We start from the raw sequence: 14,715 nt of genomic DNA, 5'->3' as shown, positions 1-14,715 counted from the left end.
AGAGTGCTCCCCAGCCAAGCGGGAGACTCGCCTTGCCCCCTACCCTCGACACGCTTTCGACCACATTGCCGCACCTGCAACCCAGCGATCCGGCGGCGCGGCTGATCCTGTTCGGCATCCGCCAGATGGGGGCGCAGGGCCTTCAGGATGCGGCTGCATCGCACGCGTTCATGACCGCATTCGGCGTCGATTTTCGTCGTCCGCTGCTGCTGCTGCGGACGCTGATGCACGAAATGTCGCTGCGGGCAGCGCGGCCGATCCAGATCGCACCATGGTGCTGCCCGCGCATGACCGCGGCCGAGGCGACATTGGTCGACGCCCTGCGCGGAATCGAGGAAAACCCGCGGCGGTCGGCCTTTTTGCTGGCCGACCTGATCGGCGTGCGGGACGCAGCCGGCATCGCGTGCGCCGCGCAATGCGTGGTGGCCGCCTTCAACGACCTGGGCCTGCCGCTCAGGCGGGACTGACTTCCGGCTCCTGCGCGCGCCGGGGACCGCGCGCCGCGCCGCGCCACCATTCGGCCAGCACCAGCAGCACCGCGACCCCGCCCAGAGCGGCGGTGACATAGAAAACGGTGGCATAGCCGACCTTGTCGATCGCCTCGCCCGTCGCGGCGCGACCCAGCGCGCCGACCAGAAAGGTCATCGAGGACAACAGCGCATATTGCACCGCGCTATATTCACGCGCCGTGATCGAGGAGATGTAGGCGACGAACGCCGTCCCGGCGAGGCCGCCGGCGATGTTCTCTCCGCATATCGCGACCAACAGGCGCATCATGCGCGGCTCGACGCCCAACCGGTCGAGCGCCACCAGGTGCATGAACCCGTCGATCGCCGGCCCGCCCAGCGCCAGATCGGCATAAAGCAGGTTCGACAGCGCCGCCACCGCGCCGCCCGCGACCAACGTGGGCATCCGCCCCCAAGCCGCCAGCATGTAACCGCCCAGCGCCACGCCCGCGATCGTCATCCACACGCCGAACAGCTTGGATGCAAAGGCCACTTCGTCGTTCGAATAGCCGAGAAAATCGAGATAGAAGGGAAAGGCGAACGGCGCCCAGATCGAATCGGCGATGCGATAGAGCAGGATCAGCGCCAGCACCAGGATCGCGCCCCATTTCAGCCGGTCGACGATTTCCGCCAGCGGCAGGATCAGCGCGCGGTAGCAATGATCGGCCGCCGCGCGCGCGCCGCCCATCGCCTCACCATCGCCGGCATGTTGCGGCAGGCGGCGGGTCCACGCGGCGACCAGCGCGGGGATGATGACCGTCGCGATGATGATCCACGGTCCCTGCATCCGCGTGAAATCGCCAGCCGATGGTCCCGGCACGCCGGGCACGGGTGGCTGAAGCGCGGAAACCATGAAGCTGCCCAGCACCAATATCGCCCAGCCCCAGCATGTCGCGACGATCGCCAGCGCCAGCATCCGCTTGCCGCGATCGGGCACGGCATGGCCCGACAGCGGATGGGCGGCATCGTCGGCATCCATCCGCGCTTCGGGCAGGAACAGGGTCGCCGCCACCGCAACCAGCATCGCAAAGCCGAACCCGGTATAAACAGTCGGCCAGTCGAGCCGCGCCGCCAATACCAGCGCCAGTGCACCGCCGGTCAGCGCCGACAGCCGGTTGCCCAGTTGATAGACCGCCGACAGAAACTCGACCGTCGCGCTTTCATCGGCAATCTCGATCCGCCACGCATCGATCACGACATCCTGCGTTGCCGAAAGGAATGCGGCCAGCACGGCGATCCCCGCGAAACTGCCGATCGCCGTGACCGGATCGGTCCCGGCCAGTCCCCACAGCGACAGCGCCAGCGCGCCCTGACACAGCACCAGCCACGAGCGGCGCCGACCCAGCCCCCCGATCAGCGGCAGCCGCAAACGGTCGACCACCGGCGACCACAGGAACTTGAAGGCATAGGCAAGGCCGATCCACGAAAGCACGCCGATCGTCGCAAGGCTGATCTTCAACTCACCCAGCCACGCATTCAGCGTGCCGATCAGCAACACGAACGGCAGGCCCGACGCAAAACCCAGCATCAGCATCGCCGCCGTCTTGCGATTGGTGAGCGCCGCCCGGAACAGCGCGAACCCCTTTTTCTTTTCCGCCACTTACCCGCCCGTCATTATCATGCATGGCAGCGCGCATCGCTGCCCGCGCCGTCCGGCGTGCACCCTATCGCAATCGGCGCGCAAGCATAGTCCGCTCAACCCGAAAGCAGCCCGTGTTTCCGCAGGGCGTGGCGCAACTGGTCATAGGTCAGGCCCAGCGCTTCGGCCGTGGCGCGCTGATTATAGCGATGTTCGGCCATCGCACGCGTCAGCAGGCGGCGTTCGTAGGTCGAAACGCGGGTGCGGAAATCGCCCTCGATCGGCGGCTCGGACGGCGCGGGCGCCGAGGCGGTTTCCGTTGCCTGCTCCTCGCCGGCGATGGCAGAGGTGGCGAAACCGCCGCTCGCGCCCGGCCGCCAGGGCGAATCGAACGGATCGATCTGGATCATGTCGACCGGTCCTTCGCGCTCCCAGCGATAGACGGCTCGCTCGACCACGTTGCGGAGTTCGCGGACATTCCCCGGCCAGCGGTGATTCTCCAGCATCTCGGTCGCCTCCGGCCCGAATCCGGTCCAGCGATCCCGACCCAGTTCGGACGCCATGCGCCGGCCGAAATGGTCCGCCAGCACCATGATATCGCCCGCGCGGGACCGCAGCGGGGGCAATGTCACCACCTCGAAACACAGCCGGTCGAGCAGGTCGGCGCGAAAATTGCCCTGCACAACGCGGTCGGGCAGATGTTCGTTGGTCGCGGCCACGATCCGCACATCGACGCGCAGCGGTCGTGACGAGCCGATGCGGGTGATCTCCCCATATTCGACGGCGCGCAGCAGCCGGTCCTGCGCCGCCATCGACAGCGTGCCCAGTTCGTCCAGGAACAGCGTGCCGCGATGCGCCTCCTCGAACCGGCCCGCCCGCCCCTTTTGCGCGCCGGTGAACGCGCCGGCTTCGTGGCCGAACAACTCGGCCTCGATCAGCGTTTCGGGCAGCGCCGCACAGTTCATGACGACCAGCGGCTGGTCCCATCGCCCGCTCAGGCGATGGAGCCGCTCGGCAACCAGTTCCTTGCCGGTTCCCCGCTCCCCGATGACCAGCACCGGCCGATCAAGCGGCGCCGCCCGGCTGGCGCGTTCCAGCGCATCGAGAAAAGCGGTGGATTGGCCGATAACGGGTGCGGTGCGCTCCATGTCCCGGCTTGTGGCGGATTTTACCAAGTCTTGGCAACGCATTTCCAGCGAAGCATGATTTTTGTCGTGCCGCCGCCTTTGGTTGGAAATTGGCACGACACCTGCAAAGCATTCCGCAACCACGGTCGACGTGGCGCATTTGCTGCCAAGGTCTGGGAGATATCGCCAATGTTCGATTATCAGCGCCACATTACCTCACGTCGTTCCCGCCGGTCGGTCTTGCGCTGACCGGTCCCTGTCCGGGGCGGGCGGCCCCCAATCCCCGCCCCGGCTTTTTCAACTTTCGCACCAAGGAGTTTTGTTCATGGGTATCTTCTCCAGAACGCGGGACATCATCGCCGCCAACGTCACCGATCTGCTCGACAAGGCGGAGGACCCCGCAAAGATGATCCGCATGATCATCATGGAAATGGAGGAAACGCTGGTCGAGGTGCGCGCGTCGGCTGCTCGCACGATCGCCGACCAGAAGGAAATGCGCCGCCACATCGCCAAGCTGGAAAAGCTTCAGGAAAGCTGGACCGAAAAGGCCGAACTGGCGCTGTCCAAGGACCGTGAGGATCTGGCCAAGGCCGCGCTGGTCGAGCGCCAGAAGGCCGCCGACATGGCCGAACAGCTCAAGGCCGAGATCGCGGTGCTGGACGATGCGCTCAAGGCGTCAGAAGCCGATATCGCCAAGCTGCAGAACAAGCTGCGCGAGGCGCGCGCGCGCCAGAACTCGATCGCGACCCGTCTGGAAAGCGCCGAAAACCGCTATCGCCTGCGCGAGATGTATGCCGGTGAGCGCGTGGCCGACGCCTTTTCGCGCTTCGACACGCTGGAGCGCCGCGTGGACATGGCCGAGGGCCGCGCCGATGCCGCCGGAATGGGCGGCGCCAAGACGCTGGAAGAGGAAATCGCCGAGCTGAAATCCTCCGAAAAGGTCGACGCCGAACTGGCCGCGCTCAAGGCGCGCCTGAACAAGGAAGGCTGATCCGATGGAGGATGTTTTCCTGCCCATCATGATCTGCGGCATCCTGTTCGTCGGAATGCCCTGGATCATTCTCCACTATATGACGAAGTGGAAACAGGCGCCGACCATGACCGGCGAGGACGAGAAGCTGCTCGACGAGCTGCACCACCTCGCCCGCCGCCTTGATGAACGACTTGAGACGATTGAACGGATCGTCGCCGCCGACAACCCGGACTTCCGCCCCGACGCGCCCCGCACGCGCAGCGACGACCGGTCCGATTATGATTTCGCACGGAGGAACTGAGATGTCTGCCAGCCGCACAAAGCTGTATGTCGACAAGCAGAACGGCAAATGGATGGGCGTCTGCGCCGGCATCGCGGATTATACCGGTGTCGATGTCATATGGGTCCGTGTCGGCGCGGTCATGCTGACACTGCTGGGGGGCTTTCCCTGGACTTTGGTCGCCTATTTCATGATTGCCTGGATGGCGCCGGCCAAACCCTATGGCCTGTATGACAGCCCCGAGGACGAAAAGTTCTGGCAGCGCGTCCGCTCCAACCCCAAGCGCTCGACCGCCGAGGTCCGTTCGAAATTCCGCGACATCGACCGCCGCCTGGCTGAGATCGAAAGCTTCTATGTCGGGCGCAACAATCGTCTGGCCGAAGAGATCGACCGTCTGCGCTGACCGTCACAAAGGTAAGGGAGGAATATATGGGTTGGGGTAGAGAGGCCTTCATTCTGGCAATCATCGCGCTGTCGATGGGGACATGGGCATTTACCAACTGGCTTCGCGCCAAGCACGGTTATCCCATGACCGACGACAATGGCGAGACGGTGCACAAGGGCGCCGGTCCCGATGCCGAACGCAAGATCGCGCTGCTGACGACCGAGAATGAGCGGCTGACCGGCCAGATCGGGCGGCTGGAGGAGCGGATTGCGGTGCTGGAACGCATCGCCACCGATCCCGCCGAACGGCTGAACCGCGACATCGACGCACTGCGCTGAGGAAGGACCGTCACATGGCTGAGAATATCATCATACCCAATCTGCCCTGGATGATCGGGGCGGGCCTGTTCATCGGCGGCCTGAGCATCTTTGCCTGGATGTTCACCACCTGGCTGCGCGTCAAGAACGGCTATCCGCTCGAGGGCACCTGGGGCCAGGCCATCTATCCCAAGCGCAATGACGAGGCGATGGAGCGCATCAAGCTGCTGAGCCAGGAAAACGCCCAGCTCCGCGCCGAGCTCGGCTCGATCAAGGACCGGCTCGCCAATGTCGAGCGGATCGTCACCGACGGCGCCCATGCGCTGGACCGCGAGATCGAGCAGCTGCGCGGCCGGGCCAACTGAACGGAGTATCGGCAATGGACCTGAACATGATCGCATTCTTTGCCATCGTCGTTGGCATTCCCGTGATAGCGGGCGTCGGCAACGACATGTTCAAGCGGTGGCTGAAGCACAAGGAAGCGATGACGACGGCGCTGAACGCACAGACGGCGGAACGGGCCGCGCAATATGCGGCGCATGTCGAACGGCTGGAACAGCGTGTCCAAGTGCTTGAGCGCATCGCAACCGATCGCGGCATCGCCGTCGCGGACGAGATCGAGCGATTGCGCGTCGAACCGCTCAACTGAACGAAAACAGACGGCAAGGGAGGAAGTGATGGACCCGTTTTCGATGGTTGTCGCAATCGTGGCGCTGGTGACGATCGGCAAGGTCGTGCAGGCCAGGGTCAAGGCCCAGGGAGATCACCCCGCCGCCGATCACCCGGACGCCGTGCGGATGCGGGACGAGATTCGCATCCTGAAAGAACGCGTCGCCGTGCTGGAGCGCGTCGTTACCGACAGCGAGGACAGTGTGCGGTTGGACCGTGAAATCGCGCGGCTGCGCGACGACAACCGCGCCTGATGCTGGCGCCCGCATATTCGATGGGAGAGGCAGCGATGCATGACCCCCAATTCTATCTGACGATGGCTGCCGCTGCGCTGGTCGCGCTGGCGATGGTGACGACCGGGCTGCTGACGGCATGGCGCGGCTGGCTGTCGCTCAAGCGCCAGCAACTCAACGCCGCGACCGGCCCCGCATCGGACAGCGTTCCCGGCCCGTCGGCAACGCAACGGATCGAGATTGCCGACCTCAAGGAACGCATCCGCAAGCTGGAAGCGATCGCCGCGGGCGTCGACCTCTAACGGGGCGACGCCGAACGCCCCGTCCGCCCTTACAGCGTGGCGAGAATGCGGTCGGTCATGGCATCGGTCGACAAGTCGCCGCCCAGATCGGCGGTACGCGCGCCATCGGCAATCGCGCGCCCTACCGCAACCTCGATCCGGTCGGCCGGCTCGCCCAGGTTCAGCGAATGGCGCAACAGCATCGCCGCCGACAGGATCGCCGCACACGGGTTTGCCTTGCCCTGACCGGCAATATCGGGGGCCGAACCATGAATTGGCTCGTAAAGCCCTCGGCCCGTGGCACCCAGTGCCGCCGATGGCAGCATCCCGATCGACCCCGCGCACATCGATGCCTGATCCGACAGGATGTCGCCGAACAGGTTGCCCGTTACGATCACGTCGAACTGGCCGGGATCGCGCACCATCTGCATTGCGGCATTGTCGACATACATATGGGTCAGCGCCACGTCGGGATATTCCGCTGACACCTCGATCACGACATCGCGCCACAGTTGCGAGGTTTCAAGGACATTGGCCTTGTCGACCGAACACAGCCGCCCCTGCCGCGTGCGGGCAGTCTGGAAACCGACGCGGGCGATCCGCGCAACTTCCGCCTCGTCATAGCGCATGAGGTCGCGGCCTTCCCGCAATCCCTCAGCTGTGGTGCCGCGCGACTTGAGGCCGAAATAGACATCACCGGTCAACTCACGCACGATCACGAGGTCGATGGTGGCGGCGATTTCTGGGCGCAGGGCCGACGCGTCCTCCAGCCCCTTGAACAGCCGCGCGGGGCGCAGATTGGCGAATAGACCCAATTCCTTGCGAAGCCCCAGGATCGCCTGTTCGGGCCGCAGCGCACGTTCCAGCCCGTCATAGCGCGTATCGCCGACCGCACCGAACAGGATCGCATCCGACCGGCGCGCCAGATCGAGCGTCGCCACGGGCAGCGGATGGCCCGCCGTATCATAGGCCTTGCCGCCGACCGGCGCTTCCTCGAACACCAGGTCCAGTTCCAGCGTTTCCAGCACGCGGCGTGCGGCAGCGGTGACTTCGGGACCGATGCCGTCCCCCGGCAACACGGCGATCAGATGCGGCATGAAACCCTCCCTTATGCGCCGCTGCCCATGCCCCAGCCCGCAGCGCGCCGCAACCGTTCGAGCAGCCGTTCACGCCCGGCCAGCGCCTCCGCCGCTCGCCCGGTCATCAGATCGCGTTCGATGAAATGACCAGTGACGGCGAATGCGTCAAAGATCGACGGCCAGTCGGGCGCCTCCCCACCATTTGCGAGGAAGGGCGGCAGCGGCATCAACCGCGCCTCATACCCGTTTGCCGCCATGCGGCTGACCGCGCCGCCGCTGCGCGGGCTGACAAAGGACAGGTCAACGCGCGCGCCCGTCACGACGCAGACATCGAGGGCGAGGCCAAAGCCCAGTTCGGCCAGCACCAGCAATTCATATCGCGCGACCAGTCCGGCCCAGCCACGCGCCGCCGGGGCCGCCGCCACCGCGGCGATCATCGCGCCCAGCGCATCGTAAAGCGTGCGATAGGGCTGGCCTTCGGGCAACGTCGTGACCGTCAGCGCGCTGACCCATTCGATCGCGGCGGCAGGCAGCGGTTCGGTGTAAAGTGGCGCGCAGCTTTCGACCAGTTCGACGGTCAGCGCCGCAAGCTGACTGTCGGTGCGCGCACGCCATTCGCCACGCACGCGGTTGCCCGGTTGCAACACGGGCCGCAGCGCCCGCGACCGGCCGCCCCGGACATAGCCCGGCTGAACCCCGTCCTCGGGCGTCAGCGCGCGCGCGACCGCGCCATGTTCGCCGTGCGCCCGGACCGACAGCACAATCGCGGGCGACAGGATATGCATCGCGCCTCAGCGAAGGCCGAGCAGTTTGTGCGTCTGCAACGACAACCGCCAGCGTGGCCGTGCCATCGCCAGCGCGATCGCCGCATCCCAGTTTTCGCGCCCACGCGCGTCGTCCATTGGCTGGATCAGGAAGTGGCGGAAATCCCAGTCCTCGATCGCGTCGATGTCGCTGCCGGGTTGCGGCCAGACGAGCTTCATCTCATCGCCACGCCGCTGCACGACCGTGCTGCCGGCCTTGGGGCTGATGCAAATCCAGTCGATGCCCGGATGCACGGCAAGCGTGCCGTTGCTTTCGATCGCGATCGTGAACCGCGCAGCGTGCAGCGCGTCGACCAGCCCATCATCCACCTGCAACATCGGTTCGCCGCCGGTCAGCACGACGAAGCGTTCGGATTCGCCCGTGCCCCATGCCGCTTCGACGGCGGCGGCCAGCGCGGCCCCATCTTCGAACCGACCGCCGCCGTCACCGTCCATCCCGACGAAATCGGTGTCGCAGAAACGGCAGATCGCACTCGCACGATCGACTTCGCGCCCCGACCACAAATTACACCCGGCAAAGCGCACGAACACCGCGCGGCGACCGGCGTGAAACCCCTCGCCCTGCAAGGTCAGGAACAATTCCTTGACGGCATAGCTCATGCGCGGGTCGCATAGGCCGTGGGATCAGCCAGCCCGGCTTCCTCGAACCCCTTCATCCGCAACCGGCAACTGTCGCACAGTCCGCAATGCAGGCCGCCGGGCGTCGGGTCGTAACAGGACCAACTCATGCCCGCGTCCAGCCCCAGCCGCGCGGCTTCGCGTGCGATATCGGCCTTGGTCATGTGTTGCAGCGGGGCGTGGATACGGAATGGGTATCCCTCGACCCCGGCCTTGGTCGCCAGTTCGGCCAGTCCCTCGAACGCGGCGATGAATTCGGGTCGGCAATCGGGATAGCCCGAATAATCGAGCGCGTTGACGCCGATGAACAGATCGCGCGCGCCCGCCGCCTCCGCCCACCCCAGCGCCAGGCTGAGAAAGATGGTGTTGCGCGCGGGCACATAAGTGACCGGAATATCGCTGCCGACGCCGCCCTTGGGCACGTCGATATCGGCGGTCAGCGCCGATCCGCCGAACGCCGAGAGGTCCAGCGGCAGAACGACATGCCGCTCCGCCCCCAATTCGCGAGCGATCCGGCCGGCCGCCGCCAGTTCGACCTGATGCCGCTGATTATAATCGACCGACAGCGCCAGCAACCGAAAGCCCGCTTCGCGCGCGCTGGCGGCAGCAACCATCGAATCGAGGCCACCGGAAATCAGGGCGACGGCAAGCGGCTGTTGGGTCATCGGCAATCATGTCTCTGAAAATGGAAAAACGCCCGGCGCATCGTCGCCCGGCATATGGCGGCCCATAGCGCGCCAACGCGCGCGTCACAACAAAGGGCCGCTCCGGCAGACGGAGCGGCCCAGTTGGTTTCGGCATTTCAGCCAGGGAGCATACCTCTTTCGAGGTGTTTCAACGTTATAGCGGCGATCACCTAAACCTTTGCTGAACGTGCGGGCAACGTCAGCAACCGCCCAGTCGCCGCGCCTCGATCTCGCTCTGGAACGGCAGGCCATTGGCCAGCCCCTGCGTATTGATCTGCACCAGTCGCGGCGTTTCGACCGACAGGGTCGTGCGGCCATGGCCTGCGCCCGAACAGGTGTAATGAACCGTCCCCGCCGATGGCAGGTTATTGATGACGAAGCGCGAACATTGGGCTGCACCATGGTGAAGCTGGATCAGGATGCGCGGATCGCTGACACACACGGTCCGTTCCGTCCCGCTGCCCTTCTCGCGAAGCTGCCAACGGCCCGGCTCGATCGCGGACAGCACTTTCAGGCCGGGCGCCTGTGCCGGCACCGCCGCCGCCACGCCTGCACACAGCAACCCCGCGCCGCCCAATATGGGGCGCAGCCAGCCAGCCAATCTCATCTTCTCACTCCCCGATCGTCCGGCAGCGTCAACATCGTTAATTCGCCAACGCAACCGTTCATTTAATCAGGTGGGAAGCAATGATCCGCTTTGCAAGCCCTGGTTCAGCCTGCGGTCACATCCGCCAGCGCGACCGGAAACTTGCGCGCGCAAAAGGCGCAGTCGACGGTGATGACGCCGTCTGCATCGGCCATGTGCGCGCGTTCATCGGCGGGGAATCGGGCAAGGACCGAGCTGATATAGTCCCCGCTGCAACGGCAGCCGCGCTGCAACTCGACCCCGGTCAGCGTTCGCACTTCCCGTTCCTCGTTGAACAGGCGCCAGACGAGGTTTTCGAGCGGGATTGCCGGGTCGGCAAGCTCGTCCTGCCCCATGGTGGATGCCAGCGCCTCGACATGTTCCCATTCGGGATGGTCGTCGTCGCGCACATGCAGCCGCTCACGCCCCTCCTCTCCTTCGGGCAGGTGTTGCAGGAACAGGCCGCCCGCGACCAGCCGGCCCTCGGCGCTGCGCCGGGTGCCCAGGGTGACGAGGCTGGGAATCTGCTCGGACTGCATGAAATAGGCCTGCGCCGCCTGTCCCAGCGAAGCACCGTCGAGCGGAACGATTCCCTGATATCGCTCGCCTGTGGTCGCCTGATCGAAAGTGACCGCCAGATAGCCCTGGTTGAACAGCGCGAACAACGACGGTTCATCCCCCAGTTCGGCCAGCCGATCGGCATCGAACTGGACATAACCGCGCAGCTCGCCACCCTTATAGTCACAGACCATCAGGTTGACGATTCCGCCCTGGGTCTGCGCCTGCAGCGTCAATTGCCCGCCCGCATCCTTCAACGTCGAGCCAAGTAGCGCGGCCAGCGTTAACGCCTCCGCCAGCAATTGCTCGATCGCAGGTGGATAGGCATGTGCCGACAGGATTTCATCCAGCACCGGTCCCAGCCGCGCGATGCGGCCACGCGCATTCCGGTCGGGGAGCGTGAAACCGATCGCGCGGTCGATGTCGGTGGGCGGCACAGGCAGACTGGTCATGGTCGATCCCGTTCGGGCTGATCTGGACAAGGCCCCGTCCGCCCCGTTCTCAGCGGAAAGGGAACCGAATCCTCTGCATCGATCAGGGACGAACGGGAATGATTGCGAGGCAGCGAGATAGGCAGCGGTCGCGCGATTGCAACGTCAGCCGATCTGACCGAAACACCATCGCAGGATCGACTTTTGCGCGTGCAGGCGATTTTCGGCCTCGTCCCAGATCAACGACTGGGGGCCGTCTATCACCTCGCTCGTGACTTCTTCTTCGCGGTGCGCGGGCAGGCAGTGCAGGAACCGCGCATCGCTGTTCGCCTGCGCCATCAGCGCGGCATCGACCTGATAGGGCATCATCGCCGCCAGCTTGGCCTCGGCATGGTCCTGCCCCATCGAGATCCAGGTGTCGGTAATGACGATGTCGGCGCCGTCCACCGCTTCGCGCGGATCGGCGACGCAGCGGGCGCGACCGCGACCCAGCGCCAGCACCGCCTCTGACGGCTGGAACCCCTGCGGGCACGCCGACACCACGTCGAACCCGAAAATGCCGCCAGCCTCGACGATCGAGGACAGGACGTTGTTGCCGTCACCCAGCCAGGCAACCTTCAGTCCCGGCAGTGACTTGCCGGTTTCAAGGATCGTGAGCAGATCCGCCATGATCTGACACGGGTGCGAGAAATCCGTCAGGCCGTTGATGACCGGCACGGTCGCGTGATGCGCCATTTCCTCAACCTTGGCATGATCGTCGGTGCGGATCATGATGCCGTCGACATAACGCGACAGGACGCGCGCGGTGTCGGCCACCGTTTCGCCGCGGCCCAGCTGCATCGTCCCCGCATCCATGACCATCGCCTGACCGCCAAGCTGGCGCATCGCCATGTCGAAGCTGACGCGGGTGCGCGTCGAGTTCTTCTCGAAAATCATCGCCAGCACATGGCCGGCCAGCGGCGCGTCGGCATCGGCGCGCCCCTTGGTCCAGCCGCTGCGCGCCTTCTTGCGATCCAGCGCATCGGCAAGGATCGCGGCGCAGCCATCGGGTCCGGCATCGGACAGGTTCAGGAAATGGCGCATCGCGATCAATCCTCGGACACGGGCACGAATGCCCGCGCGGCGTCGGACAGCTTTTCGATCGCCTCGCCGATATGCGATTCCTCGATAACCAGCGGCGGCAGGATGCGAACGACATTCTCGCCCGCCGCGACGGTCAGCAACCCGTGATGGTCGCGGCAATGCGCGACGAAATCACGGCACACCGCCGGTTCCTTGAGCTTGAGGCCCAGCATCAAGCCCAGCCCGCGCACGCTGTCGAACAAATGGTCGTGATTGGGAATCATCTGCTCCAGCCCCTGGCGCAGCCGGTCGCCCATCGCGGTCACATGATCGAGGAAGCCGGGTTCGAGTATCACGTCGAGCACCGCCTGCCCCGCCGCCATCGCCAGCGGATTGCCGCCATAGGTGGAGCCATGCGTGCCGAACACCATGCCCTTGGCCGCTTCCTCGCTCGCGAGGCAGGCGCCCAGCGGAAAGCCGCCGCCAATGCCCTTTGCCACTGCCGCAATATCGGCACGGACGCCGTAATGCTCGTGCGCCAGAAACTTGCCGGTCCGGCCGTAACCGCACTGCACCTCGTCCAGCACCAGCAACAGGCCGTGTTCGTCGCACGCCTGACGCAACCCTTTCAGGAACTCGGCGCTGGCGGGACGGATGCCGCCCTCACCCTGCACCGGCTCGACCAGGAAACCGGCGGTGTGCTGGTCGATCAGCGCCAGCGCGCCGGCAAGGTCGTTGAACGTGGCATAGGCGAAACCCGGCAGCAGCGGCTCGAACCCGTCGCGCATCTTCGCCTGATTGGTCGCCGAAATCGCGCCGAGCGTCCGGCCGTGAAAGGCCGTGTCGAAAGTGATGAGCGTATGCCGCTCAGGATTGCCATTGACGTAATGATAGCGACGCGCCGTCTTGATCGCGCATTCGACCGCCTCCGCGCCCGAATTGGTGAAGAACACCGTGTCGGCAAAGCTGTTGTCGACGATGCGCTGCGCCAGCGCCTCTCCCTGCGGCGAGCCATAGAGGTTCGACACATGCATCAGCGTTGCCGCCTGTTCCTGGATCGCGCGCGTCAGATGCGGATGGCCATGACCCAGCGCGTTGACCGCGATGCCGCTGGCGAAGTCCAGATAACGCTCGCCGGGTTCGCCGATCAGATAGCATCCCTCGCCTCGCACCGGGCGCACGTCGCACCGCGGGTAAACGGGCATGAGCGCTGGCATCGGCATGGGATCAACTCCTGGATTGAGAAAGACCGGAACGCGAAAGGGCGGCTCACGGCCGCCCATGGGAGATGCTGATACGACCGGCGGCGGTCATGGGTCAAGCGACCCCCCGTCAGCTCTTGATCCGCCATCCGCGCCGCAACAGCGCATAGCAAAGCAACGCCAGCGCGACCGTCACCGCCAGCAGGATACCACCGCCCAACGTCACGTCCGAATCGGCGCGCTCCAGAAAGCCGTAGCGAAAGCCCGAAATGATGTAGAAAAACGGATTGGCGTGGCTGATCGCGCGGAACGCTGGGCTGAGCGCATCGACCGAATAGAAGGTGCCCGACAACAGCGACAGCGGCGCGATGACGAAATTGGTGATGGCGGCGGCATGGTCGAATTTTTCGGCCCACATCGACGTGATGATCCCGACCAGCGCCAGCATTGCCGCGCCGATCAACCCGAACCACAGGATCGCGATCGGATGGCGCGGCCAGACATCGACGCCCCACAGCGCCATCGCCAGCCACACTGCAACACCGACAAGTGCCGCGCGCGTCACCGCCGCGCCGACCAGCGCGGCCAGCAACTCACCCGTCGACAGGGGCGGCATCAGATAATCGACGATCGTCCCTTGGATCTTGCCCACCAGCAACGAGAAGCTGGCATTTGCAAAGCTGTTCTGCAGCATTCCCATCACGATGAGGCCGGGGGCAATGAAATGGGCAAAGGGCACGCCCATCACCATGCGTCCCGATCCGCCCAGCGCCACGGTGAAGATCACCAGATACAACAGCGTCGTGACGGCCGGCGCCCAGATCGTCTGGAGCTGCACCTTGAAGAAGCGCCGCACCTCCTTCACATAGAGGGCGCGCAAGCCCCCCCAATTGACGCTCCGAATCACCGGCGCGCCGGGCGGGGGCAGCATGTCGTCGGTGGGCAGTGGTTCGCTTGCCATGTGGCAGCGACTAGTCGCTGTGTCCCAGGCCCGCAAGGCGACAGGCATAGTTTGATGAACGGGATTTTGAACGAATGAGCTGGACCGAGGAACGCATCGCCATCCTGACCAGGATGTGGGAATCGGGCAAGACCGCCAGCCAGATCGCCGAGGATCTGGGCGGGATCAGCCGCAATGCGGTGATCGGCAAGGCGCATCGCCTGGGCCTGAAGCCACGCCCTTCCCCGGTGAAGGCGAATGCCGACGCCGCCGAGGCAAAGGCGGCAGCGCCGATCGAGACGCCGAAGGCAGAACCCGCGCCCGCGCCCAGGCCGCAACC

Annotated in this window: 21 protein-coding genes; 10 read left to right on the top strand and 11 right to left on the bottom strand. The window is 65.3% G+C overall.

All coding sequences use genetic code 11. The features are described 5' to 3' along the window. The first annotated feature begins 32 nt into the window (after nucleotides 1-32). Entirely contained in the window at nucleotides 33-467 is a 435-nt protein-coding gene (locus VL973_RS13050) for a DUF6628 family protein (protein WP_325284461.1), read from the top strand. On the opposite strand, the gene VL973_RS13045 is transcribed toward VL973_RS13050, so the two are convergent. Together VL973_RS13045 and pspF are read right to left on the bottom strand one after the other, a co-directional pair. Then, nucleotides 454-2,106, bottom strand: a complete 1,653-nt coding sequence (locus tag VL973_RS13045) for an AmpG family muropeptide MFS transporter (protein WP_325284460.1) — start codon at nucleotides 2,104-2,106, stop codon at nucleotides 454-456. The genes VL973_RS13050 and VL973_RS13045 overlap by 14 nt on opposite strands. Nucleotides 2,107-2,201: 95 nt before the next feature. After that, nucleotides 2,202-3,233: a phage shock protein operon transcriptional activator gene (gene pspF, locus VL973_RS13040; protein WP_325284459.1), complete on the bottom strand. Its 1,032-nt coding sequence runs from the start codon at nucleotides 3,231-3,233 to the stop codon at nucleotides 2,202-2,204. Between the two features lie 304 nt (nucleotides 3,234-3,537). On the opposite strand from pspF, the gene pspA reads away from it, so the two are divergent. From pspA to VL973_RS13000, 8 genes are read left to right on the top strand one after another with little or no spacing between them, the layout of a single operon-like run. Then, a complete protein-coding gene (gene pspA, locus VL973_RS13035; RefSeq protein ID WP_325284458.1) occupies nucleotides 3,538-4,203 on the top strand; it encodes a phage shock protein PspA in 666 nt (221 codons plus the stop codon). A 4-nt stretch (nucleotides 4,204-4,207) separates the two neighbouring features. Beyond that, nucleotides 4,208-4,486, top strand: a complete 279-nt coding sequence (gene pspB, locus VL973_RS13030) for an envelope stress response membrane protein PspB (protein WP_325284457.1) — start codon at nucleotides 4,208-4,210, stop codon at nucleotides 4,484-4,486. 1 nt (nucleotide 4,487) lies between these two features. Continuing rightward, on the top strand, nucleotides 4,488-4,868 hold the full coding sequence (gene pspC / locus VL973_RS13025; protein WP_325284456.1) for an envelope stress response membrane protein PspC: 381 nt from the start codon (nucleotides 4,488-4,490) through the stop codon (nucleotides 4,866-4,868). Nucleotides 4,869-4,894: 26 nt separating this feature from the next. Then, on the top strand, nucleotides 4,895-5,188 hold the full coding sequence (locus tag VL973_RS13020) for a hypothetical protein (protein ID WP_325284455.1): 294 nt from the start codon (nucleotides 4,895-4,897) through the stop codon (nucleotides 5,186-5,188). A gap of 14 nt (nucleotides 5,189-5,202) precedes the next feature. Beyond that, complete coding sequence (locus VL973_RS13015; RefSeq protein WP_325284454.1) at nucleotides 5,203-5,532, top strand: hypothetical protein; 330 nt, start codon at nucleotides 5,203-5,205, stop codon at nucleotides 5,530-5,532. Between the two features lie 26 nt (nucleotides 5,533-5,558). Next, a complete protein-coding gene (locus VL973_RS13010) occupies nucleotides 5,559-5,816 on the top strand; it encodes a hypothetical protein (RefSeq protein WP_325284453.1) in 258 nt (85 codons plus the stop codon). A gap of 28 nt (nucleotides 5,817-5,844) precedes the next feature. Further along, nucleotides 5,845-6,090: a hypothetical protein gene (locus tag VL973_RS13005; RefSeq protein ID WP_325284452.1), complete on the top strand. Its 246-nt coding sequence runs from the start codon at nucleotides 5,845-5,847 to the stop codon at nucleotides 6,088-6,090. 35 nt (nucleotides 6,091-6,125) lie between these two features. Beyond that, on the top strand, nucleotides 6,126-6,371 hold the full coding sequence (locus VL973_RS13000) for a hypothetical protein (RefSeq protein WP_325284478.1): 246 nt from the start codon (nucleotides 6,126-6,128) through the stop codon (nucleotides 6,369-6,371). A gap of 29 nt (nucleotides 6,372-6,400) precedes the next feature. On the opposite strand, the gene leuB is transcribed toward VL973_RS13000, so the two are convergent. The 9 genes from leuB to VL973_RS12955 all read right to left on the bottom strand — a co-directional run bounded on the left by leuB (nucleotide 6,401) and on the right by VL973_RS12955 (nucleotide 14,396). Next, a complete protein-coding gene (leuB, locus tag VL973_RS12995; protein WP_325284451.1) occupies nucleotides 6,401-7,447 on the bottom strand; it encodes a 3-isopropylmalate dehydrogenase in 1,047 nt (348 codons plus the stop codon). A gap of 11 nt (nucleotides 7,448-7,458) precedes the next feature. Continuing rightward, the gene (gene recO / locus VL973_RS12990; protein ID WP_325284450.1) at nucleotides 7,459-8,214 is read right to left on the bottom strand and encodes a DNA repair protein RecO; all 756 of its coding nucleotides are present in this window, start codon (nucleotides 8,212-8,214) and stop codon (nucleotides 7,459-7,461) included. Nucleotides 8,215-8,220: 6 nt separating this feature from the next. Continuing rightward, nucleotides 8,221-8,853 (bottom strand): 7-carboxy-7-deazaguanine synthase, encoded by a 633-nt coding sequence (gene queE / locus VL973_RS12985; protein ID WP_325284449.1) that lies wholly within the window; start codon nucleotides 8,851-8,853, stop codon nucleotides 8,221-8,223. Then, the gene (gene queC, locus VL973_RS12980) at nucleotides 8,850-9,536 is read right to left on the bottom strand and encodes a 7-cyano-7-deazaguanine synthase QueC (RefSeq protein ID WP_325284448.1); all 687 of its coding nucleotides are present in this window, start codon (nucleotides 9,534-9,536) and stop codon (nucleotides 8,850-8,852) included. The genes queE and queC overlap by 4 nt, the downstream gene beginning before the upstream one ends. A 220-nt stretch (nucleotides 9,537-9,756) precedes the next feature. Further along, nucleotides 9,757-10,164: a DUF3617 domain-containing protein gene (locus tag VL973_RS12975; RefSeq protein ID WP_325284447.1), complete on the bottom strand. Its 408-nt coding sequence runs from the start codon at nucleotides 10,162-10,164 to the stop codon at nucleotides 9,757-9,759. Nucleotides 10,165-10,268: 104 nt separating this feature from the next. Continuing rightward, nucleotides 10,269-11,192 (bottom strand): Hsp33 family molecular chaperone HslO, encoded by a 924-nt coding sequence (locus VL973_RS12970; RefSeq protein ID WP_325284446.1) that lies wholly within the window; start codon nucleotides 11,190-11,192, stop codon nucleotides 10,269-10,271. A gap of 144 nt (nucleotides 11,193-11,336) precedes the next feature. Continuing rightward, nucleotides 11,337-12,254, bottom strand: coding sequence for an ornithine carbamoyltransferase (gene argF, locus VL973_RS12965; RefSeq protein WP_325284445.1), 918 nt, complete (start codon nucleotides 12,252-12,254; stop codon nucleotides 11,337-11,339). Nucleotides 12,255-12,259: 5 nt separating this feature from the next. Continuing rightward, nucleotides 12,260-13,456, bottom strand: a complete 1,197-nt coding sequence (locus VL973_RS12960) for an aspartate aminotransferase family protein (RefSeq protein WP_325284444.1) — start codon at nucleotides 13,454-13,456, stop codon at nucleotides 12,260-12,262. 109 nt (nucleotides 13,457-13,565) lie between these two features. Beyond that, a complete protein-coding gene (locus VL973_RS12955; RefSeq protein WP_414712246.1) occupies nucleotides 13,566-14,396 on the bottom strand; it encodes an ABC transporter permease in 831 nt (276 codons plus the stop codon). A gap of 74 nt (nucleotides 14,397-14,470) precedes the next feature. Here VL973_RS12955 and VL973_RS12950 point away from each other — a divergent pair. Further along, nucleotides 14,471-14,715: GcrA family cell cycle regulator (locus VL973_RS12950; RefSeq protein ID WP_325284443.1), on the top strand; the 245-nt coding region annotated here is incomplete at its 3' end.

The organism is Sphingomonas sp. (assembly GCF_035490575.1).
Classification (GTDB): domain Bacteria; phylum Pseudomonadota; class Alphaproteobacteria; order Sphingomonadales; family Sphingomonadaceae; genus Sphingomonas.
This window is presented reverse-complemented; position numbering and strand designations above follow the sequence as displayed.

Excerpts from the sequence above, each read along its gene's own strand:
- pspF (WP_325284459.1), bottom strand. The coding sequence starts at position 3,233 with ATGGAGCGCACCGCACCCGTTATCGGCCAATCCACCGCTTTTCTCGAT.
- pspA (WP_325284458.1), top strand. The coding sequence starts at position 3,538 with ATGGGTATCTTCTCCAGAACGCGGGACATCATCGCCGCCAACGTCACC.
- pspB (WP_325284457.1), top strand. The coding sequence starts at position 4,208 with ATGGAGGATGTTTTCCTGCCCATCATGATCTGCGGCATCCTGTTCGTC.
- pspC (WP_325284456.1), top strand. The coding sequence starts at position 4,488 with ATGTCTGCCAGCCGCACAAAGCTGTATGTCGACAAGCAGAACGGCAAA.
- VL973_RS13020 (WP_325284455.1), top strand. The coding sequence starts at position 4,895 with ATGGGTTGGGGTAGAGAGGCCTTCATTCTGGCAATCATCGCGCTGTCG.
- VL973_RS13015 (WP_325284454.1), top strand. The coding sequence starts at position 5,203 with ATGGCTGAGAATATCATCATACCCAATCTGCCCTGGATGATCGGGGCG.
- VL973_RS13010 (WP_325284453.1), top strand. The coding sequence starts at position 5,559 with ATGATCGCATTCTTTGCCATCGTCGTTGGCATTCCCGTGATAGCGGGC.
- VL973_RS13005 (WP_325284452.1), top strand. The coding sequence starts at position 5,845 with ATGGACCCGTTTTCGATGGTTGTCGCAATCGTGGCGCTGGTGACGATC.
- VL973_RS13000 (WP_325284478.1), top strand. The coding sequence starts at position 6,126 with ATGCATGACCCCCAATTCTATCTGACGATGGCTGCCGCTGCGCTGGTC.
- leuB (WP_325284451.1), bottom strand. The coding sequence starts at position 7,447 with ATGCCGCATCTGATCGCCGTGTTGCCGGGGGACGGCATCGGTCCCGAA.
- recO (WP_325284450.1), bottom strand. The coding sequence starts at position 8,214 with ATGCATATCCTGTCGCCCGCGATTGTGCTGTCGGTCCGGGCGCACGGC.
- queE (WP_325284449.1), bottom strand. The coding sequence starts at position 8,853 with ATGAGCTATGCCGTCAAGGAATTGTTCCTGACCTTGCAGGGCGAGGGG.
- queC (WP_325284448.1), bottom strand. The coding sequence starts at position 9,536 with ATGACCCAACAGCCGCTTGCCGTCGCCCTGATTTCCGGTGGCCTCGAT.
- VL973_RS12975 (WP_325284447.1), bottom strand. The coding sequence starts at position 10,164 with ATGAGATTGGCTGGCTGGCTGCGCCCCATATTGGGCGGCGCGGGGTTG.
- VL973_RS12970 (WP_325284446.1), bottom strand. The coding sequence starts at position 11,192 with ATGACCAGTCTGCCTGTGCCGCCCACCGACATCGACCGCGCGATCGGT.
- argF (WP_325284445.1), bottom strand. The coding sequence starts at position 12,254 with ATGCGCCATTTCCTGAACCTGTCCGATGCCGGACCCGATGGCTGCGCC.
- VL973_RS12960 (WP_325284444.1), bottom strand. The coding sequence starts at position 13,456 with ATGCCGATGCCAGCGCTCATGCCCGTTTACCCGCGGTGCGACGTGCGC.
- VL973_RS12955 (WP_414712246.1), bottom strand. The coding sequence starts at position 14,396 with ATGGCAAGCGAACCACTGCCCACCGACGACATGCTGCCCCCGCCCGGC.